This is a genomic window from Pseudomonas arsenicoxydans (genome assembly GCF_900103875.1).
In the GTDB taxonomy this organism is placed as follows: domain Bacteria; phylum Pseudomonadota; class Gammaproteobacteria; order Pseudomonadales; family Pseudomonadaceae; genus Aquipseudomonas; species Aquipseudomonas arsenicoxydans.
In genome coordinates, this window is the sequence record NZ_LT629705.1 from 3,091,267 (window position 1) to 3,109,666 (window position 18,400).

Genomic DNA, 18,400 nt, shown 5'->3' on the forward strand with positions numbered 1-18,400 from the left:
TTCTGCAGCCCGACATCGCCGGGCTGTCATGGGATTAATGACTGACGTTGTCGACCGCGATGCTTTCACCGCTGACGTCGGCGTAATGCGGCTGCCTTTTGGCAATGATCAGGTAGAGCATCCCTGCAATCGCGGCGCCAATCAGCCAGGAAAACGGCGACACGTAGTGGAAACCCGGCACCAGTGCCAGGACGATGGCGATCAACGCTGCAGGAATAAACGCCGCCACCGCACGTAAATTGACCCCGCGGCTGTAGTAATAGGCGCCATTGGGATCTTCGCTGTACAACTGCGGCACGTTGACCTGACCTTTTCGGACAAGCCAGTAATCGACCATGATCACGCCGTACAACGGCCCGAGCAGGGCACCGAGGCCGGACAGGAAATACACGATCACCAGCGGACTGTTGTAGAGGTTCCATGGCAGGATCAGCACGGCGATGGTCGCGCTGATTAACCCGGCACGGCGGAAGGTCAGGTATTTCGGGGCCAGGTTGCTCAGCACAAACGCCGGGGCGACGAAGTTGGCCATGATATTCACAGCCACCGTGACGATCAGGAAGGCCAGGCAGCCAAGCACCAGGAAGAAGGTGTTGGGGATCAAGGCGATGATCTCGGTCGGGCTTTCGATGATCCGGCCATTGATCTGAAATTGCGCACCGCAGAGCAAGACGGTGATGGCCGCGAACACCAGGATATTCACCGGCAGGCCCCAGAAATTTCCGACCTTGATGGTTTTGCGGCACGGCGAAGAACGGGCGAAGTCGCAGAAATTGAGGATCAGCGTGCCGTAGATCGCCAGCCACAACGCGCCACCGGCAAAGATGTTGCGCCACATCTCGCCGCCGGTCAGCGGTTCGCGGATCGACCAGGCGATGGTGGCGTTGGCCTGGGTGTACATCCAACCGGCGAGGGCGGCGACGGTCAACAGAATCACCGGTCCGGCGAACGCTTCGTAGCGCCGGACCATTTCCATGCCATAGGCAAGAATGCCCAGTTGCACCAGCCAGATGGCCACGAAACACACCCAGCCAAGGGTCGACAGACCGAGGATTGAGTCGTGGTCGTACTCGGCGAAGCCGGGATGCACCGCCGTCAGCAGCACCCGAAAGACCACCGACGCCAGGTACGTCTGAATGCCGAACCAGGCGATGGCGATAACGGCGCGGATCAATGCAGGAATTTGTGCCCCGTGAATGCCGAAACTGATCCGGCTGATCACCGGAAACGGCACGCCGGTCTTTTGGCCCATGTAGCCCGAGAGGTTCATGAAGCAATACACCAGCGCCGCGCCAATCCCCAGTGACAGCAGAATCTGCCAGCCACCGAGGCCCAGCGCATACAGGCCGATGGCGAAGGAGTAGTTGGCGATGTTGTGCACGTCATTGGTCCACAGGGCAAAGATGCTGTATCGGCCCCAGCGTCGACCTTCGGCTTTGGTCGGCGCCAGGTCTTTGTTGTGCAGGCGCGGGCTGAGCACCACGGGGGCTTGAAAGGTTTGATCCTGAGCGGTGGGTGGGAAGGAGGGCAGATCCAGCGCGATGTTGTTATTGGAGAGGCTAGTACGCATTCCGGCAGGCTCCGAGCTTGGCGTCGCGATGACTGTGCATGAGCGTGAGCTCGACAAATCTTCGTCGCTGGCGGCAAGCATCATTGGTTACGGGGCATCTGCAGCCTGTACGGGATAGGGCGCTTCAGGCTTGCGGATCTAAAGTGTGTGTATGTTTTTATACGATTGTATACAAAACATGTATGCACTTAAGCCAGATCCATGCCAGCTCTGAATCTATCAAACACAGCGCTCATTTCGATTTGTTATCGGGGGCGGATAAGTAGTTGAAAAAAAGGCGATATAAATTGACCGATTGAACAGCTATTTATTTTTCGGCGAAGTGGGTGGGAAAGCGCGACTGGCGGAGTCAGGAAGAGGGGCTGTAACTTTTTGGGGCGCAGAAACAAAAAGTGCACACACAAATGGCACTTACGGTGACATTCGTGTGTACACATTTATGAGAGGATCACACTGACCCTCTGGGAGCTTCACAAAGCGGGAGTTTATGCCTTGGATTTACTGATGATATTCCCCGCATGCAAGCCGCATTCTTTCTGCGTCGCTTCTTCCCACCACCAGCGGCCTTCACGTTCGTGCTGGTTCGGCAGTACCGGGCGTGTGCAGGGCTCGCAGCCGATGCTGATGAAACCGCGTTCATGCAGGCTGTTGTACGGCAGTTCGAGCATGCGGATGTAACCCCAGATCTCTTCGCTGGTCATTTGCGCCAGCGGGTTGAATTTGTACAGGGTACGTTCCGGGGTAGAGAAAGCGGTGTCGATTTCCAGCACGGCGACCGCGCTGCGGGTGCCCGGGCTCTGGTCGCGGCGCTGGCCGGTAGCCCAGGCGGTCACGCCAGACAGCTTGCGACGCAGCGGCTCGATCTTGCGGATGCCGCAGCATTCGCCATGGCCGTCCTTGTAGAAACTGAACAGGCCCTTTTCCTTCACGAACGGTTCCAGCTTCGTGTAGTCCGGGGACACCAGTTCGATGTCGATCTTGTAGTGCTCGCGCACCTGATCGATGAAACGGTAGGTCTCGGGGTGCAAGCGGCCAGTGTCGAGGCTGAACACTTTGACGTTCTTGTTCAGCTTCCAGGCCATGTCCACCAGCACCACGTCCTCGGCGCCGCTGAAAGATATCCACAGGTCATCGCCAAACTCGGCAAACGCGAGTTTCAGGATGTCTTGGGCGGATTTGTTGGCATAGGTCGTGGCGAGTTCCACAACATCGAACGATGGGCTCATCAGGGCGGCTTCCTACAGGTCGGTGGCGCTGGGCGCTCTATATGGACGTGATGGTAACAAAATCCTGCAATCGCTGGCGCGCCCTCTGCGTTGCGCGCGCTTGCTTGAGTCGCTAGAGTTCGGCAGTCCTTTTGCTCGCTCGACTCAATAATCAATACAAATGGGAGTGTCTTGTGGAAATAGCCTGTCTGGATCTTGAAGGTGTGCTGGTCCCGGAAATCTGGATCGCCTTTGCCGAAAAAACCGGAATCGAATCCCTCAGGGCCACCACCCGGGACATTCCTGACTACGACGTGTTGATGAAGCAGCGCCTGCGGATTCTCGATGAGCACGGCTTGAAACTCACCGATATTCAGGAAGTGATCGCCACGCTCAAGCCGCTGGACGGCGCCGTCGAGTTCGTCAACTGGCTGCGTGAGCGGTTTCAGGTGGTGATTCTGTCGGACACGTTCTACGAGTTCTCCCAGCCGCTGATGCGTCAACTGGGGTTCCCGACGTTACTGTGCCATCGCCTGATTACCGATGACTCGGGGCGGGTGACAAGCTATCAGCTGCGTCAGAAAGATCCCAAGCGCCAGTCAGTCCTTTCGTTCAAGAGCCTCTACTACCGCGTGATTGCTGCGGGAGACTCCTACAACGACACCACGATGCTGGGTGAGGCGGATGCGGGGATTCTGTTTCATGCGCCGGACAACGTGATTCGCGAATTTCCGCAGTTCCCGGCGGTGCACACCTTTGCGGATTTGAAGCAGGAGTTCATCAAGGCTTCGAATCGGGCGTTGAGCCTGTAATTGCCGCAGATGATCGTTCCCACGTCGAGGCGTCGAACCGTCTGCGTGGGAATGCCTCAATGGACGCTTTGCGTCCGCTCTGGGACGCGGAGCGTCCCGGGCTGCATTCCCACGCAGAGCGTGGGAACGATCAAGCCCGGAATCAAAGGTTTTGCAGGGTGTCGAGCAGGACTTTCACCTTGGTAATCGATTCCTGATACTCGGCCTGCCACTGCGAATCCGCGACGATCCCGCCGCCGCCCCAGCAGCACACCTGCCCATCCTTGACCAACAAACTGCGAATCGCGATGGAGCTGTCCATCTCGCCGCGCACGTCCAGATACAGCAACGAACCGCAGTACAACCCGCGCCGGGTCGGCTCCAGCTCATCAATAATCTGCATGGCTCGAATCTTCGGCGCGCCGGTAATCGAGCCGCCCGGGAAACTGCCGGCAATCAGGTCCAACGCGTCGCGATCCTCCGCCAGTTCGCCGGTCACGCTGCTGACCAGGTGATGCACGTTCGGGTAGCTTTCCAGGCTGAACAACTCCGGCACCCGCACCGAGCCGATGCGGCAGGTACGGCCCAGGTCGTTGCGCAGCAGGTCGACGATCATCAGGTTTTCCGCGCGATCCTTGGGACTGGCCAGCAATTCGGCGGCGTTCGCTGCGTCTTCGGCTGCGGTCAGTCCGCGAGGACGGGTGCCTTTGATCGGGCGGGTTTCGACGTGGCGCTCGCTGACTTTAACGAAGCGCTCCGGCGACAGACTCAACACCGCACCGCCGTCGGGCAGGCTCTGGAAGCCGGAAAACGGTGTAGGGCACGCCGCCCGCAGCGCGACATACGCGGCCCACGGATCACCGTGGCATTGAGCCCGAAAACGCTGGGCGAAGTTGACCTGATAGCAGTCGCCGGCCTGGATGTACTGCTGAATACGCTCCAGCGCGCTGCGATACTCGTCCGCACTCAGGTCGGGCTGCATCGGGGCTTTCAGCTTGAAAGGCTCGACCGCTGCAACCGCAGGCTGGCTGAACAACGCGATCAGGCGCTGACGTTCGCTGTCGATCAGCGAGGGGTGGAACACCAACTGACTGGTGCTCAGCTGGTGATCGCTGATCAGCGCCCAGTCGTACAGGCCGAACCGCGCGTCGGGCAATTGCAGGTCGTCCTGCGCCTGACTCGGCAAATGCTCCAGGTGCCGACCGAAATCGTAGCTCAAGTAGCCGATCAGGCCGCCCGCGAAGGGCAGGTCAAACGGGACGTCCGCTTCGCCCAGTTGTGTCAGCTTGTCGCGAAGACGTTGCAGGAACGCGCTGCCTTGCTCAGCGGGCAGCACTGCCAACTGCTCCAGCGGCCAGGCACTGAGCAGGTCATAACGCCCGCGATCAGCAGTGGGCCGGCCGCTGTCGAGCAGCACGGCGCCGGGGGCATGACGAATCACCGCGAAGTACTCGGCGGGGTTGGCGCGATAAGGCAGCGGATGTACGGAACAGGTCAACATGGGCGGGGCAGATCAGCCATCGAGGCGGGGTGGCGATTGTAGTCCTCTGCAGGAATTGCTCCTAGAGGGGATTGATCGTTCCCACGCTCTGCGTGGGAATGCATCCCGTGACGCTCCGCGTCACAGGTGGACGCAGAGCGTCCGTGGCGGCGTTACCACGCAGAGCGTGGGAACGATCAGTGTGAGGGGATCAACCCTCAACCGCCGGAATATGCCCAAACATCTCCTGCACAAATTCCACCCGCTCGCGTACCGTCTCGGTCATCCCGCGGGCCTTCAGCTCTTCGAGCCGCGCTTCCACCGCATGGGTGCGCAATGTCAGGCCGCAATCATTGGCAATCTGAATGTTCAAACCAGGCCGGGCATTGAGCTCCAGGATCAGCGGTCCCTTTTCCTGATCGAGCACCATGTCGACACCGATGTAACCCAGTCCGCACAGCTCATAGCAGCCGGCGGCGAGTTTCATGAAACCGTCCCAGTAGGGCAGTTGCACGCCATCCACCGCGTTGGTGGTGTCCGGGTGTTTGGTGATGATGTTGTTCAGCCAGGTGCCGCGCAATGTCTGTCCGGTCGCGAGGTCGACGCCAACGCCGATTGCGCCCTGGTGCAGGTTGGCCTTGCCGCCGGACTGGCGCGTCGGCAAGCGCAGCATCGCCATCACCGGGTAGCCCATCAGCACGATGATGCGGATGTCCGGCACGCCTTCGTAGCTGATGCTTTTGAAGATCTGGTCGGGGATCACCCGGTATTCGATCAGCGCACGGTCGCGGTGACCGCCCAGGGAATACAAACCGGTGAGGATGCTGGAGACATGGTGCTCGAGTTCCTCATGGCTGAGGATCTTGCCGGACACCGTGCGATAGCGGCCCTCGAAACGGTCGGCAATCACAATGATGCCGTCACCGCCGGCGCCCTGGGCCGGCTTGATCACGAAGTCGTTGCGCCCGCCGATGATCTTGTCGAGGTTATCGATCTCTTTTTCGGTGGAGATGATGCCGTACATCTCTGGCACATGAATGCCGGCGGCGATTGCGCGTTCCTTGGTGATGATCTTGTCATCGACAATCGGGTACAGGCTGCGCTTGTTGTACTTGAGCACGTAGTCCGCGTTGCGCCGATTGATCCCCATGATGCCCCGGGCTTCCAGGGCCTTCCAGGTCTTCCAGAAGCCGAACATCAGGCGTCAGCCTTCAGGAAAGCCTTGAAACGCACCAGTTCGGTCAGGCGGTAACCGCGATAACGACCCATTGCCAGCATGAAGCCCACCAGGATCAACAACACGGCCGGGAAGGTGAACACGAAGTAGATCAGCTCCGGCACACTCATGATCAGGTGAGCCAGGGAAGCGGCGAACAGCGTGCCGATGGCCACTTTCATGGCATGCCCGGAACCGCGCTCTTCCCAGGTGATCGACAGGCGTTCGATGGTCATGGTCAGAATCACCATCGGGAACAGCGCCACCGACAGCCCGCGTTCCAGCCCGAGTTTGTGGCTGAACAGGCTGATCGCCGCGATCAGCACCACCACGAACGTCAGTACCACCGAAAGCCTGGGCAGCATTTGCAACTTCAGGTGTTCAAGGTAGGAGCGCAGCGACAGGCCCAGCGCCGTAATGATCGTAAACAGCACGATACCGAAGCCGAGCTGGGTTTCGCGGAAGGCGAGGGCGATCAGCACCGGGGTGAACGTGCCGAGGGTCTGCAGGCCGATCAGGTTGCGCAGGATCAGGATCACCAGCACGCCGATCGGGATCATCACCATGATCATGAAGGTCTGCTGGGTCTGCAGCGGCAGACCGTACAACGAGTATTCGAGGAAGTTGGCGTCGGTGTTCTCGTCGGTCAGCTTGGCCAGGCGAATTGCGTTCATTTCGCTGTTGTTCAGGCTGAACGTCACGTTGGCTTTTTTGCCGCCATCGACGGTGATCAGGTTTTCGTCGCCGGTCCACCACAGCAGGCGGTCGGTCGGCAGGCCTTGTTCGCCGGTTTCCGGGTTGAAGTACAGCCAGTCGGTGCCGTTGAAGCTGCGCAGCCAGAGTTCAGGCACTTGCGGCTGATCGGCCACCAGGCGGATGGTGTGGACTTTTTCCACCGGCACGTGGGCGATGGACAGTACCAGCTCGACGATTTTGGCTTTGTTGGCGGTGGACGTATCGCCGCCCAGCAGCAGCTTGACGTTGTCGTCGCTGAGATTGTTGACACGCTTGATCGCTTCGCCAATGAAGGTTTCAACGTCGGCCGAGTGTTGGCGGATTGGTGCGAGCAGGGCTTCGGCGGCGACTTTTTCCGCGCCTTCGACGGCAATGCTGTCGCGGAAGGTCGGGCCTTTGACTTTGGATTTTTCGCCGGTGTAGCGCTTGGTCAGCACCAGCCGGTAATAAAGGGTCTGGTTGCCCTTGGCCCGACGCGCCGACCAGGTGACCTTGCGGTTGCCGTCGACACGGTTTACGGCTACGCCGTAGTTATTGGAAATGAAGCTCTCATTAAGGCTGACGTAATCGCGGCTCAGCGGTGGCACGAACATCTGGATCTTGACCGGGTCTTTGGCACTGGCGACGAACTCGACCTTGGCGTCGATGTTCCACAAGTCGTCGGTGGCGTCTTCGGTCACGGGAATGCCGAGCACGAAGATCTGATAGGCCGTAACTGAAATGCCCAGGACCACCAGGATGGCGATCAGCAATTTCAGATGGAGGGTAAGAGAGCGCATTGGAATTACTCTGCGGTATGAGCGTCGGTGGCGCAGGCGGGTTTGCCAGCAGCGTATTTAAGACTGGGGTCGACCAGCGCATCGAAGCGCTTGAGTGCTTCGGAGCCGATCAGGAGCGGGTATTGGAAGGCGCTTCTGTCGGTCAAGTTCACTTCGATGCTGCGCAAAGCCGAACCCATGCAGATATCCAGCTCGATCACGGGGCGGGCCGTGTACTTCTTGCCTTCCTCCGGGTCGTAGTCGCCAGCCCGGCGCTTGATTTTGCTGACCCGGGCCAGTGGCCGTTCGATCGGGTGCGAATGGGCGGCGTCGATGGCCAGGTAGAAACGCACCCAGGACTCGCCGTTACGCTTGAAACGTTTGATATCGCGGGCACTCAGGGACGCGGTTTTCGCCCCGGTGTCGAGTTTGGCGGCGACTTCCAGGTCGATGCCATCGAGGGAAGCGTACTCATTGAGGCCGTACACGGTCTTTTCCCCCGCCGCGGCGAAACCGGGCAGGCAAAGAAGATAAAGGAATGTGGGGAAGGGCTTGAGTCTCATAAATCCTGGTGCGCAGCGGTCCGTGTATCGATCAAGGCCCTGGCATTGCTGCGCAAGCTCCCTCGTATGCCTATCAGCTATTTATGACAAGCCGTGCAGATGTCACAGACAAATGCGGCCGGCATTCTAGCACGGTCGTTTTATGGCGCCAGCGCTGGCGGACGGCTATAAACAGTGGTGCTGCTTCGTTATGGTGCAGTCGGTTATTAGACGATTGTCGACAATATCTATTTATCCTTTGACTGTGGTGCCTGTTTTCGCTAGTTTTTGCGTCACTAGCTTTCAAGGTGTCGACAATATGCTGGATCAACTCGATCCCCCGGTCATTGCCCAAGACGATTCGGAGACGCTTTCCGAAAACGTCTTCCGCCGCATCCAGGCGGCCATCGTCAAAGGCGAGATCGCCCCGGGCAGCAAGATCTCCGAGCCGGAACTGGCGCGCACTTACGGCATCAGCCGTGGGCCGCTACGCGAGGCGATCCACCGTCTCGAAGGCCAGCGCCTTCTGGTGCGGGTGCCGCATGTCGGGGCGCGGGTGGTTTCGCTGAGCCATGCCGAGCTGCTGGAACTCTACGAAATTCGCGAATCCCTCGAAGGCATGGCTTGCCGACTGGCGGCCGAGCGCATGACCCTCGAAGAAATCGACGAGCTGCGTCGGGTCCTCGAAACCCACGAGCGCGATGAGGCGTTTCAGGCGGGTCGTGGCTACTACCAGCAGGAGGGCGACTTCGACTTCCATTACCGGATCATCCAGGGCAGCGGCAACCGCACCCTGACGCAAATGCTCTGCGGCGAGCTCTATCAACTGGTGCGCATGTACCGCATCCAGTTTTCCACCACGCCCAATCGCCCGCATCAGGCCTTTGCCGAACACCATCGAATTCTCGACGCCATCGCCGACCGTGACGGTGAGTTGGCCGAGTTGTTGATGCGCCGTCACATCGGCGCCTCCAAACGCAATATCGCCCGTCATTACCAGGACGGCGCGCACCAGACAGCCACAGAACGAGGTGAGTCATGAGTTCCAACAAGAGCACTCCAGGCCAGCGTTTCCGCGATGCGGTCGCCAGCGAACATCCGCTGCAAGTGGTCGGCGCGATCAACGCCAACCACGCACTGCTGGCCAAGCGCGCCGGTTTCAAGGCGATTTACCTGTCGGGTGGCGGGGTGGCTGCCGGCTCCCTCGGCGTGCCGGACCTGGGCATCACCGGCCTGGATGACGTGCTGACCGACGTGCGTCGCATCACCGACGTTTGCGACCTGCCGCTGCTGGTGGATGTGGACACCGGTTTCGGTTCCTCGGCGTTCAACGTCGCGCGCACCGTCAAGTCGATGATCAAGTTCGGCGCGGCGGCGATTCACATCGAAGACCAGGTCGGCGCCAAGCGCTGCGGTCACCGCCCTAATAAAGAAATCGTGTCCCTGCAGGAAATGGTCGACCGCATCAAGGCTGCCGTCGATGCGCGTACCGATGACAGCTTCGTGATCATGGCCCGTACCGACGCCCTGGCGGTGGAAGGCCTGGAGTCCGCCCTGGATCGCGCCGCCGCGTGCATCGAGGCCGGTGCCGACATGATCTTCCCGGAAGCCATCACCGAGCTGGACATGTACAAGCTGTTCGCCAGCCGCGTGAAAGCGCCGATCCTGGCCAACATCACCGAATTCGGCGCGACCCCGCTGTACACCACCGAGCAACTCGCCGCTGCCGACGTGTCGCTGGTGCTGTACCCGCTGTCGGCCTTCCGCGCGATGAACAAAGCCGCGGAAAATGTCTACACCGCGATCCGCCGCGACGGCACGCAACAGAACGTCATCGACACCATGCAGACTCGCATGGAGCTTTACGATCGCATCGACTATCACACCTTCGAGCAGAAGCTCGATGCGTTGTTTGCGGCGAAGAAGTAAAGATCAAGAGATCGCAGCCTCGCTCCGCTCGACAGCTCCTACAGGGTTGTTGCCGAACGAGGTCGATGTAGGAGCTGTCGAGTGAAACGAGGCTGCGATCTGTTCGGCAACACCCAAAAGACCTGATGAATCACAACTTGCCGATTCCCTAACAAATTCAAAAACTGGAGACAGCAATGGCCGAAGCAAAAGTACTCAGTGGCGCCGGGCTCCGTGGCCAGGTTGCCGGGCAAACCGCCCTGTCCACCGTGGGCCAGTCGGGCGCAGGCCTGACCTATCGCGGTTACGACGTTCGCGAACTGGCGGCTGACGCGCAATTCGAAGAAGTGGCCTACCTGCTTCTGTACGGCGAACTGCCGACCAAAGCGCAACTCGCCGCCTATATCAACAAGCTGGGCAAACTGCGCGATCTGCCGCAAGCGCTCAAGGAAGTGCTGGAACGCATCCCTGCCGACGCGCACCCGATGGACGTGATGCGCACCGGTTGCTCGTTCCTGGGCAACATCGAGCCGGAGAAAGATTTCTCCGAGCAGCACGACGTGACCGACCGCCTGCTGGCCGCATTCCCGGCGATCATGTGCTACTGGTATCGCTTCAGCCACGACGGCAAGCGCATCAGCTGCGTGAGCGACGAACAGTCCATCGGCGGTCACTTCCTGCACTTGCTGCACGACAAGAAACCGAGCGAGTTGCACGTCAAGGTCATGAACGTTTCGCTGATCCTCTACGCGGAACACGAGTTCAACGCCTCGACCTTCACCGCGCGGGTATGTGCCTCGACCCTGTCGGACATGTTCTCCTGCATCACGGCGGCCATTGGTTCGCTGCGGGGCCCGCTGCACGGCGGCGCCAACGAAGCGGCGATGGAAATGATCGAGCGCTTCAAGTCGCCGGAAGAGGCGATCAAAGGCACGCTCGGCATGCTCGAGCGCAAAGACAAGATCATGGGTTTCGGCCACGCGATCTATAAGGACAACGATCCGCGCAACGAGGTGATCAAGGGCTGGTCGAAAAAACTCGCTGAAGAAGTGGGCGACACCGTGTTGTTTCCTGTGTCGGAAGCCATCGACAAGACCATGTGGGAGCAGAAGAAACTGTTCCCGAACGCTGACTTCTACCATGCGTCGACGTACCACTTCATGGGCATCCCGACCAAGTTGTTCACGCCGATTTTCGTCTGCTCGCGCCTGACCGGCTGGGCAGCGCATGTGTTCGAACAGCGTGCCAACAACCGCATCATCCGCCCGAGCGCCGAGTACGTCGGCGTCGAACAGCGCAAGTTCGTGCCAATCGAACAGCGCTGACAGGGGAAGGCCAGGCACTGATATTGAAGTTCACCGAAATCCCTGTGGGAGCGGGCTTGCCCGCGATAGCGGTGGGTCCGTCGACATGTATGTTGGATGTGACTCAGTCATCGCGGGCAAGCCTGCTCCCACAAGCGGAGGTGGGAACTTCAAGCCCGGTGCCGGGCCCCACCTTTTGTAATCACCGTGACCGAGTCCTGACGATGAACACTGAATTCCGTAAACCGCTGCCCGGCAGCCATCTGGATTACTTCGACGTCCGTGCGGCTGTCGAAGCCATCCAGCCCGGCGCCTACGAAACTCTGCCGTACACCTCCCGCGTGCTGGCGGAAAACCTGGTGCGTCGCTGCGATCCGGCCACGCTCACCGAATCCCTGAAGCAATTCATCGAGCGCAAACGCGACCTCGACTTCCCGTGGTTCCCGGCGCGTGTTGTCTGCCACGACATCCTCGGCCAGACCGCGCTGGTCGACCTCGCCGGCCTGCGTGACGCGATTGCCCTGCAAGGTGGCGATCCGGCGCAAGTGAACCCGGTAGTGCCGACGCAACTGATCGTCGACCACTCCCTGGCCGTCGAGCGCGGTGGCTTTGATCCGGAGGCGTTCGAGAAGAACCGCGCCATCGAAGACCGTCGCAACGAAGACCGTTTCCACTTCATCAACTGGACCAAGAAGGCGTTCAAGAACGTTGACGTGATTCCGCCAGGCAACGGGATCATGCACCAGATCAACCTGGAGAAAATGTCTCCGGTGATCCAGGTGCGTGACGGCGTGGCATTCCCCGACACCTGCGTCGGCACTGACAGCCACACCCCGCACGTCGATGCGCTGGGGGTGATTGCCATCGGCGTCGGTGGTCTGGAAGCGGAAAGCGTGATGCTCGGCCGCGCTTCGTGGATGCGTCTGCCGGAAAGCGTCGGCGTCGAACTGACCGGCAAGCTGCAACCTGGCATCACAGCCACCGACATGGTGCTGGCACTGACCGAATTCCTGCGTCAGCAAAAAGTCGTCGGTGCATGGCTGGAGTTCTTCGGCGAAGGCGCTTCCGCGTTGACCCTCGGCGACCGCGCGACCATTTCCAACATGGCCCCGGAATACGGCGCCACTGCAGCGATGTTCTACATCGACCAGCAGACCATCGACTATCTCAAACTCACCGGTCGTGAAGATGAGCAGGTGCAGTTGGTCGAGAATTACGCCAAGACCACCGGCCTGTGGGCCGACAGCCTGAAAGGCGCGCAATACGAGCGCGGCTTGACCTTCAATCTGTCCTCGGTGGTGCGCAACATGGCCGGCCCGAGCAATCCGCACGCCCGCGTTGCGGTATCGGATCTGGCCGCCAAAGGCATTTCCGGCCAGTGGGATGACGTGCCGGGCCAAATGCCGGACGGCGCGGTGATCATCGCCGCCATCACCAGTTGCACTAACACCAGCAACCCGCGCAACGTGATCGCCGCCGGCCTGCTGGCGCGCAATGCCAACAAGCTCGGGCTGACCCGCAAGCCGTGGGTCAAATCGTCCCTGGCACCGGGCTCGAAAACCGTGGCGCTGTACCTGGACGAAGCCGGCCTGACCACTGAGCTCGAGCAACTGGGCTTCGGCGTCGTGGCTTTCGCCTGCACCACTTGCAACGGCATGTCCGGTGCGCTGGATCCGGTGATCCAGCAAGAAATCATCGACCGCGACCTGTACGCCACGGCTGTGCTGTCCGGTAACCGCAACTTCGACGGACGGATTCACCCGTACGCCAAGAATGCATTCCTGGCATCGCCGCCGTTGGTGGTCGCTTACGCCATCGCCGGGACCATCCGTTTCGACATCGAAAAAGACGTGCTGGGCCTGGACGCCGACGGCAAGGAAATCCGTCTGAAAGACATCTGGCCGAGCGACGAAGAAATCGACGCGGTGGTAAAAGCCTCGGTCAAGCCGGAGCAGTTCCGCCAGGTCTACATCCCGATGTTCGCCATCCACGAAGACACCGGCCCGAAAGTCACGCCGCTGTACGAGTGGCGCGAGATGAGCACCTACATCCGCCGTCCGCCGTATTGGGAAGGCGCGCTGGCCGGGGCGCGTCCGCTCAAGGGCATGCGCCCGCTGGCGGTGCTGCCGGACAACATCACCACCGATCACCTGTCTCCGTCGAACGCGATCATGCTCGACAGCGCCGCCGGCGAATACCTGGCGAAAATGGGCCTGCCGGAAGAGGACTTCAACTCTTACGCGACCCACCGCGGTGACCATTTGACCGCGCAGCGCGCAACCTTCGCCAACCCGAAACTGTTCAACGAAATGGTCAAGGAAAACGGCAAGGTCAAGCAGGGTTCGCTGGCCCGCGTCGAGCCGGAAGGCCAAGTGATGCGCATGTGGGAAGCCATCGAAACCTACATGGAACGCAAGCAGCCGCTGATCATTATCGCTGGCGCCGACTACGGTCAGGGTTCGTCCCGCGACTGGGCGGCCAAGGGCGTACGCCTGGCTGGTGTGGAAGCGATTGCCGCGGAAGGTTTCGAGCGCATTCACCGCACCAACCTGGTGGGCATGGGCGTGTTGCCGCTGGAGTTCAAACCGGGCACCGACCGTCACACCCTGGCCATCGACGGCAGCGAAACCTACGACGTGATCGGCGAACGCACACCGCGCGCCGACCTGACGCTGGTGATCCATCGCAAGAACGGCGAGCGCGTTGATGTGCCGGTGACTTGCCGCCTCGATACCGCCGAAGAAGTGTCGATCTATGAGGCCGGCGGCGTGTTGCAACGCTTTGCTCAGGACTTCCTCGAAGAATCGGCGGTCGCCGTCTAAAACAGGCTGTGCGGGCAGGGGATTACACGTCCCTTGCCCGCTTTGAAGGAGCACAAATGGCTCACGCACCTCAGATCAAAATCCCCGCCACCTACATGCGTGGCGGCACCAGTAAAGGCGTGTTTTTCAGCCTCAAAGACCTGCCCGAAGCCGCACAGATTCCCGGCCCGGCCCGCGATGCGCTGTTACTGCGCGTGATCGGCAGCCCTGACCCCTACGACAAGCAAATCGACGGCATGGGCGGCGCGACGTCCAGCACCAGCAAAACCGTGATCCTGTCGAAAAGCATCAAGGCTGATCACGACGTTGATTACCTGTTCGGTCAGGTCTCCATCGATAAACCTTTCGTCGACTGGAGCGGCAACTGCGGCAACCTTTCGGCGGCAGTCGGTTCGTTCGCCATCAGCAATGGTCTGGTGGACGCTAGCCGCATTCCGCACAACGGCATTGCCGTGGTGCGCGTGTGGCAGGCCAACATCGGCAAGACCATCATCGCCCACGTACCGATCACCAACGGTGAAGTGCAGGAAACCGGCGATTTCGAACTCGACGGCGTGACCTTTCCGGCCGCCGAAGTGCAAGTCGAATTCATGGACCCGGCGGCGGAAGAAGAGGGCGGCGGTGGTTCGATGTTCCCCACCGGCAACCTGGTGGACGACCTGGAAGTGCCCGGCGTCGGGACCTTCAAGGCGACCATGATCAACGCTGGTATTCCGACGATTTTCGTCAATGCCGAGGACATCGGCTACAAGGGCACCGAGTTGCAGGGCGCGATCAACAGCGATCCGAAAGCCCTGGCGATGTTCGAGACCATTCGCGCTTATGGCGCTTTGCGCATGGGTCTGATCAAGGACCTGGACGAAGCGGCCAAGCGTCAGCACACACCCAAGGTCGCCTTTGTGGCCAAGCCAGCGGATTACGTGGCGTCGAGCGGCAAAGCAATTGCGGCGGGTGATGTCGACCTGCTGGTGCGTGCGCTGTCGATGGGCAAATTGCACCACGCGATGATGGGCACCGCTGCCGTGGCCATCGGCACGGCGGCAGCGATTTCCGGCACCCTGGTCAACCTCGCGGCGGGCGGCATCGAACGCAACGCGGTGCGCTTCGGGCATCCGTCCGGCACATTGCGCGTCGGCGCCGAGGCCAGCCAGGTGAACGGCGAATGGACCGTGAACAAAGCCATCATGAGCCGCAGTGCGCGGGTGTTGATGGAAGGTTATGTTCGTATCCCTGGAGATTCCTTCTAAACCCATTCCAGACGTATATACAAAACCCTGTGGGAGCGGGCTTGCCCGCGATGAGGCCTTCATATTCGGCATCCAAGTTGGCTGATACACCGCCATCGCGGGCAAGCCCGCTCCCACAGGACGGTATTTCAACAATAAGAATGTTGTAACTAACCGAGATTGATCCCTGAACCGAGGTCCCATTAACGAACCACTTCAAGAGTGAATCGAACATGAGCGCCAACGTCGACCTGAACAACCGCCCCGACTACGACACGGTCCTGCAGGACATCGCGGACTACGTCCTCAGCTACAACATCGAATCCAGCGAAGCCCTGAATACTGCCCGCAACTGCCTGATGGACACCCTCGGCTGTGGCCTGCTGGCCCTGCGCTTCCCCGAATGCACCAAACACCTTGGCCCGATTGTCGAAGGCACCGTCGTTCCGTTCGGCGCCCGGGTTCCTGGCACCAGTTACCGTCTCGATCCCGTCAAGGCCGCGTGGGACATCGGCTGCATCGTCCGCTGGCTCGATTACAACGACACCTGGCTCGCCGCCGAGTGGGGCCATCCATCGGATAACCTCGGTGGCATTCTCGCCGTGGCGGATCACCTGTCGCAAAAACGCCTGGCCAATGGCGATGCGCCGCTGACGATGCGCGCAGTGCTCGAAGCGATGATCATGGCCCACGAGATTCAAGGCGTGATTGCCCTGGAAAACTCCTTCAATCGTGTAGGCCTTGATCACGTGTTGCTGGTGAAAGTCGCCTCGACGGCGGTCACCGCCAAACTCATGGGCGCCAATCGTGAGCAATTGCTGTCGGCGCTGTCCCACGCCTTTGCCGATGGTCAGGCGCTGCGCACTTATCGCCATGCGCCGAATGCCGGGTCGCGCAAATCCTGGGCGGCAGGCGATGCGTCCAGCCGTGGTGTGCGTCTGGCGGACATCGCCATGCGCGGCGAAATGGGCATTCCCGGCGTGCTGACCGCCAGGCAGTGGGGCTTCTACGACGTGCTGTTCAGCCACACCAACAACGACCTGGGGCTCAAGCCTGAAGACAAACGCGCGTTCAGCTTCTCCCGCCAGTACGGCAGTTACGTGATGGAAAACGTGCTGTTCAAGATCAGTTTTCCGGCTGAATTCCATGCGCAAACCGCGTGCGAAGCGGCAGTGACCTTGCATCCACAGGTTAGAAATCGTCTGCATGAAATCGACAAAATCGTCATCACCACCCACGAGTCGGCGATTCGCATCATCTCCAAGGTCGGTCCATTGGCGAATGCCGCGGACCGCGACCACTGCCTGCAATACATGACCGCCGTGCCGTTGGCTTTCGGCAATCTGGTGGCCGAACAGTACGAAGATGATTTCCATGCCGCGCACCCGATCATCGACGTGCTGCGCGAGAAAATGGTCATCGTCGAAGAGCCGCGCTTCACCCGCGAATACCTGGAAGCCGACAAGCGCTCCATCGCCAACGCGATTCAGGTGTTCTTCAAGGACGGTTCAAGCACCGAGAACGTGGTGGTCGAATACCCGATCGGTCATCGCCGTCGTCGCACCGACGGGATTCCGCTGTTGGAGGACAAGTTCAAGGCGAACCTGGCGACGCGGTTCACCGGTCAGCGCAGTGCCGAGATTTTTGCGTTGTGCAAGGATCAGGCTGCGCTTGAGGCCGCCCCGGTGAATCGGTTTGTGGACTTGTTCGTCATTTGATCGGATAAACGCGATCCCTCGTAGGAGCTGCCGAAGGCTGCGATCTTTTCATCCTCGGTTTTTTAAGATCAAAAGATCGCAGCCTTCGGCAGCTCCTACATCGAGTGTTCAGGCTTTAAGCCATTTTTCTATTGGCAATTTGGTGATGGCAAACCCCGTCAGCAAAATCGCCGAGTACATCATCAGTTCTCGGGACAAGGCCTGGCCTTCGTACCACGCACCAATTACCACCGCGAACACCGGAAAAATGATGAACACAAACGACAAGATGATTGGGCTCAGTCGTTTGAGCAGCAAAAAGTAGACGATAAATCCGCCTACCGACGCCACCAGTCCCAGATAGAGCAGGGCGCTCCACGACCGCGCAGTAATGTCGTCGAACACCGGAGCTTCAAAGCTCAACCCCGCCACAAACAGCATCAACCCGGCCAGGCCGATGGGCAATGTGTTGTAAGTAATCACGCTGATCGCACTGCCTTGTTTCTTGGTGATCACGTAACACAGCGCATGCATCAATGCTGCGGCCAGAATCGCCAACACCCCGAAGAACTCCGCATGGTCCAGGTGCAGACCCTGGCTGCGGATAATCATGAACAAACTGCCAAAGCCGATGGTGATGCCGAGCACTTGTGAGGGGTAGATTTTCTCCCGCAGGAGCACCGCGGAAAATATCAGGATGAACACCGGCATACAGCTGAACAGCAGCGCCGTCAGGCCGGATGACACATGCATCTCGCCGTAGTTGAGCAGGTAATACGGCAGGCTGAAATACGACAGCGTGACGAACACGAAAAACCAGCGACTTTGCCGTGGAAACAACAGCGGCTCGCGACGCATCAGGGCGAAGCTGAGGAACAGCGGAAAGGCAATCAGGAAACGCAACCCGGCGGCGGTCAGGGGCGGCACACTTTCCACGGCGATCTTGATCCCCAGCCACGTCGTGCCCCAACTCAGGCAAACGATCAGGAACAGCGCGCTGGTGACCAGTCCCGCCAGCCAGGGTTTACGCGAGGTTGAAGCGCTGCTGATAGCCATGGTCATGATCGAGCTCCCTTGTCGTCGGAATTGACCTGATCGCTGATTAGGTCTATCCCTGATTGAACCTGTTTTCAGCACGCTATTCGG

At 59.9% G+C, this 18,400-nt stretch carries 14 protein-coding genes; 7 read left to right on the forward strand and 7 right to left on the reverse strand.

Annotated elements, in window-relative coordinates; genetic code table 11:
* Window positions 1–34 precede the first annotated feature (34 nt).
* Window positions 35–1,570 carry an NCS1 family nucleobase:cation symporter-1 gene (locus BLQ41_RS14460; protein ID WP_090181874.1) on the reverse strand — a complete coding sequence of 512 codons (1,536 nt, stop codon included), beginning with the start codon at window positions 1,568–1,570 and terminating at the stop codon, window positions 35–37.
* 485 nt (window positions 1,571–2,055) lie between these two features.
* Complete coding sequence (locus BLQ41_RS14465) at window positions 2,056–2,796, reverse strand: phosphoadenylyl-sulfate reductase (protein ID WP_008042297.1); 741 nt, start codon at window positions 2,794–2,796, stop codon at window positions 2,056–2,058.
* 173 nt (window positions 2,797–2,969) lie between these two features.
* Here BLQ41_RS14465 and thrH point away from each other — a divergent pair, with 173 nt between their 5' ends.
* Window positions 2,970–3,587, forward strand: coding sequence for a bifunctional phosphoserine phosphatase/homoserine phosphotransferase ThrH (thrH, locus tag BLQ41_RS14470; protein ID WP_090181876.1), 618 nt, complete (start codon window positions 2,970–2,972; stop codon window positions 3,585–3,587).
* A gap of 142 nt (window positions 3,588–3,729) precedes the next feature.
* Here thrH and pabB read toward each other — a convergent pair whose 3' ends face one another.
* The 4 genes from pabB to rloA form a co-directional block, all read right to left on the reverse strand.
* Complete coding sequence (gene pabB, locus BLQ41_RS14475) at window positions 3,730–5,067, reverse strand: aminodeoxychorismate synthase component I (RefSeq protein WP_090181877.1); 1,338 nt, start codon at window positions 5,065–5,067, stop codon at window positions 3,730–3,732.
* A 190-nt stretch (window positions 5,068–5,257) separates the two neighbouring features.
* Window positions 5,258–6,244, reverse strand: coding sequence for an alpha-L-glutamate ligase-like protein (locus BLQ41_RS14480; RefSeq protein ID WP_090181879.1), 987 nt, complete (start codon window positions 6,242–6,244; stop codon window positions 5,258–5,260).
* Window positions 6,244–7,776, reverse strand: a complete 1,533-nt coding sequence (rloB, locus tag BLQ41_RS14485) for an osmotic stress tolerance membrane protein RloB (protein ID WP_090181881.1) — start codon at window positions 7,774–7,776, stop codon at window positions 6,244–6,246. The genes BLQ41_RS14480 and rloB overlap by 1 nt, the downstream gene beginning before the upstream one ends.
* Window positions 7,777–7,781: 5 nt before the next feature.
* Window positions 7,782–8,318 carry a retropepsin-like aspartic peptidase RloA gene (gene rloA / locus BLQ41_RS14490; RefSeq protein ID WP_046047911.1) on the reverse strand — a complete coding sequence of 179 codons (537 nt, stop codon included), beginning with the start codon at window positions 8,316–8,318 and terminating at the stop codon, window positions 7,782–7,784.
* 301 nt (window positions 8,319–8,619) lie between these two features.
* On the opposite strand from rloA, the gene BLQ41_RS14495 reads away from it, so the two are divergent.
* The 6 genes from BLQ41_RS14495 to prpD all read left to right on the forward strand — a co-directional run bounded on the left by BLQ41_RS14495 (window position 8,620) and on the right by prpD (window position 17,275).
* Window positions 8,620–9,339, forward strand: coding sequence for a GntR family transcriptional regulator (locus tag BLQ41_RS14495; RefSeq protein WP_197678949.1), 720 nt, complete (start codon window positions 8,620–8,622; stop codon window positions 9,337–9,339).
* Window positions 9,336–10,226, forward strand: coding sequence for a methylisocitrate lyase (gene prpB / locus BLQ41_RS14500; protein ID WP_008146328.1), 891 nt, complete (start codon window positions 9,336–9,338; stop codon window positions 10,224–10,226). The genes BLQ41_RS14495 and prpB overlap by 4 nt, the downstream gene beginning before the upstream one ends.
* 176 nt (window positions 10,227–10,402) lie before the next feature.
* Window positions 10,403–11,530, forward strand: a complete 1,128-nt coding sequence (prpC, locus tag BLQ41_RS14505; RefSeq protein WP_090181884.1) for a bifunctional 2-methylcitrate synthase/citrate synthase — start codon at window positions 10,403–10,405, stop codon at window positions 11,528–11,530.
* Between the two features lie 203 nt (window positions 11,531–11,733).
* Entirely contained in the window at window positions 11,734–14,331 is a 2,598-nt protein-coding gene (acnD, locus tag BLQ41_RS14510; RefSeq protein ID WP_090181885.1) for a Fe/S-dependent 2-methylisocitrate dehydratase AcnD, read from the forward strand.
* A gap of 56 nt (window positions 14,332–14,387) precedes the next feature.
* A complete protein-coding gene (gene prpF / locus BLQ41_RS14515) occupies window positions 14,388–15,578 on the forward strand; it encodes a 2-methylaconitate cis-trans isomerase PrpF (protein WP_090181887.1) in 1,191 nt (396 codons plus the stop codon).
* Window positions 15,579–15,790: 212 nt separating this feature from the next.
* Window positions 15,791–17,275 (forward strand): 2-methylcitrate dehydratase, encoded by a 1,485-nt coding sequence (gene prpD / locus BLQ41_RS14520; RefSeq protein WP_090181888.1) that lies wholly within the window; start codon window positions 15,791–15,793, stop codon window positions 17,273–17,275.
* Window positions 17,276–17,383: 108 nt separating this feature from the next.
* Here the strand turns inward: prpD and BLQ41_RS14525 are convergent, their stop codons facing one another.
* Window positions 17,384–18,271: a DMT family transporter gene (locus BLQ41_RS14525; protein ID WP_167360539.1), complete on the reverse strand. Its 888-nt coding sequence runs from the start codon at window positions 18,269–18,271 to the stop codon at window positions 17,384–17,386.
* Window positions 18,272–18,400 lie beyond the last annotated feature (129 nt).

Excerpts from the sequence above, each read along its gene's own strand:
- prpC (WP_090181884.1), top strand. The coding sequence starts at position 10,403 with ATGGCCGAAGCAAAAGTACTCAGTGGCGCCGGGCTCCGTGGCCAGGTT.
- rloA (WP_046047911.1), bottom strand. The coding sequence starts at position 8,318 with ATGAGACTCAAGCCCTTCCCCACATTCCTTTATCTTCTTTGCCTGCCC.
- prpD (WP_090181888.1), top strand. The coding sequence starts at position 15,791 with ATGAGCGCCAACGTCGACCTGAACAACCGCCCCGACTACGACACGGTC.
- pabB (WP_090181877.1), bottom strand. The coding sequence starts at position 5,067 with ATGTTGACCTGTTCCGTACATCCGCTGCCTTATCGCGCCAACCCCGCC.
- BLQ41_RS14460 (WP_090181874.1), bottom strand. The coding sequence starts at position 1,570 with ATGCGTACTAGCCTCTCCAATAACAACATCGCGCTGGATCTGCCCTCC.
- BLQ41_RS14480 (WP_090181879.1), bottom strand. The coding sequence starts at position 6,244 with ATGTTCGGCTTCTGGAAGACCTGGAAGGCCCTGGAAGCCCGGGGCATC.
- acnD (WP_090181885.1), top strand. The coding sequence starts at position 11,734 with ATGAACACTGAATTCCGTAAACCGCTGCCCGGCAGCCATCTGGATTAC.
- prpB (WP_008146328.1), top strand. The coding sequence starts at position 9,336 with ATGAGTTCCAACAAGAGCACTCCAGGCCAGCGTTTCCGCGATGCGGTC.
- BLQ41_RS14465 (WP_008042297.1), bottom strand. The coding sequence starts at position 2,796 with ATGAGCCCATCGTTCGATGTTGTGGAACTCGCCACGACCTATGCCAAC.
- rloB (WP_090181881.1), bottom strand. The coding sequence starts at position 7,776 with ATGCGCTCTCTTACCCTCCATCTGAAATTGCTGATCGCCATCCTGGTG.
- prpF (WP_090181887.1), top strand. The coding sequence starts at position 14,388 with ATGGCTCACGCACCTCAGATCAAAATCCCCGCCACCTACATGCGTGGC.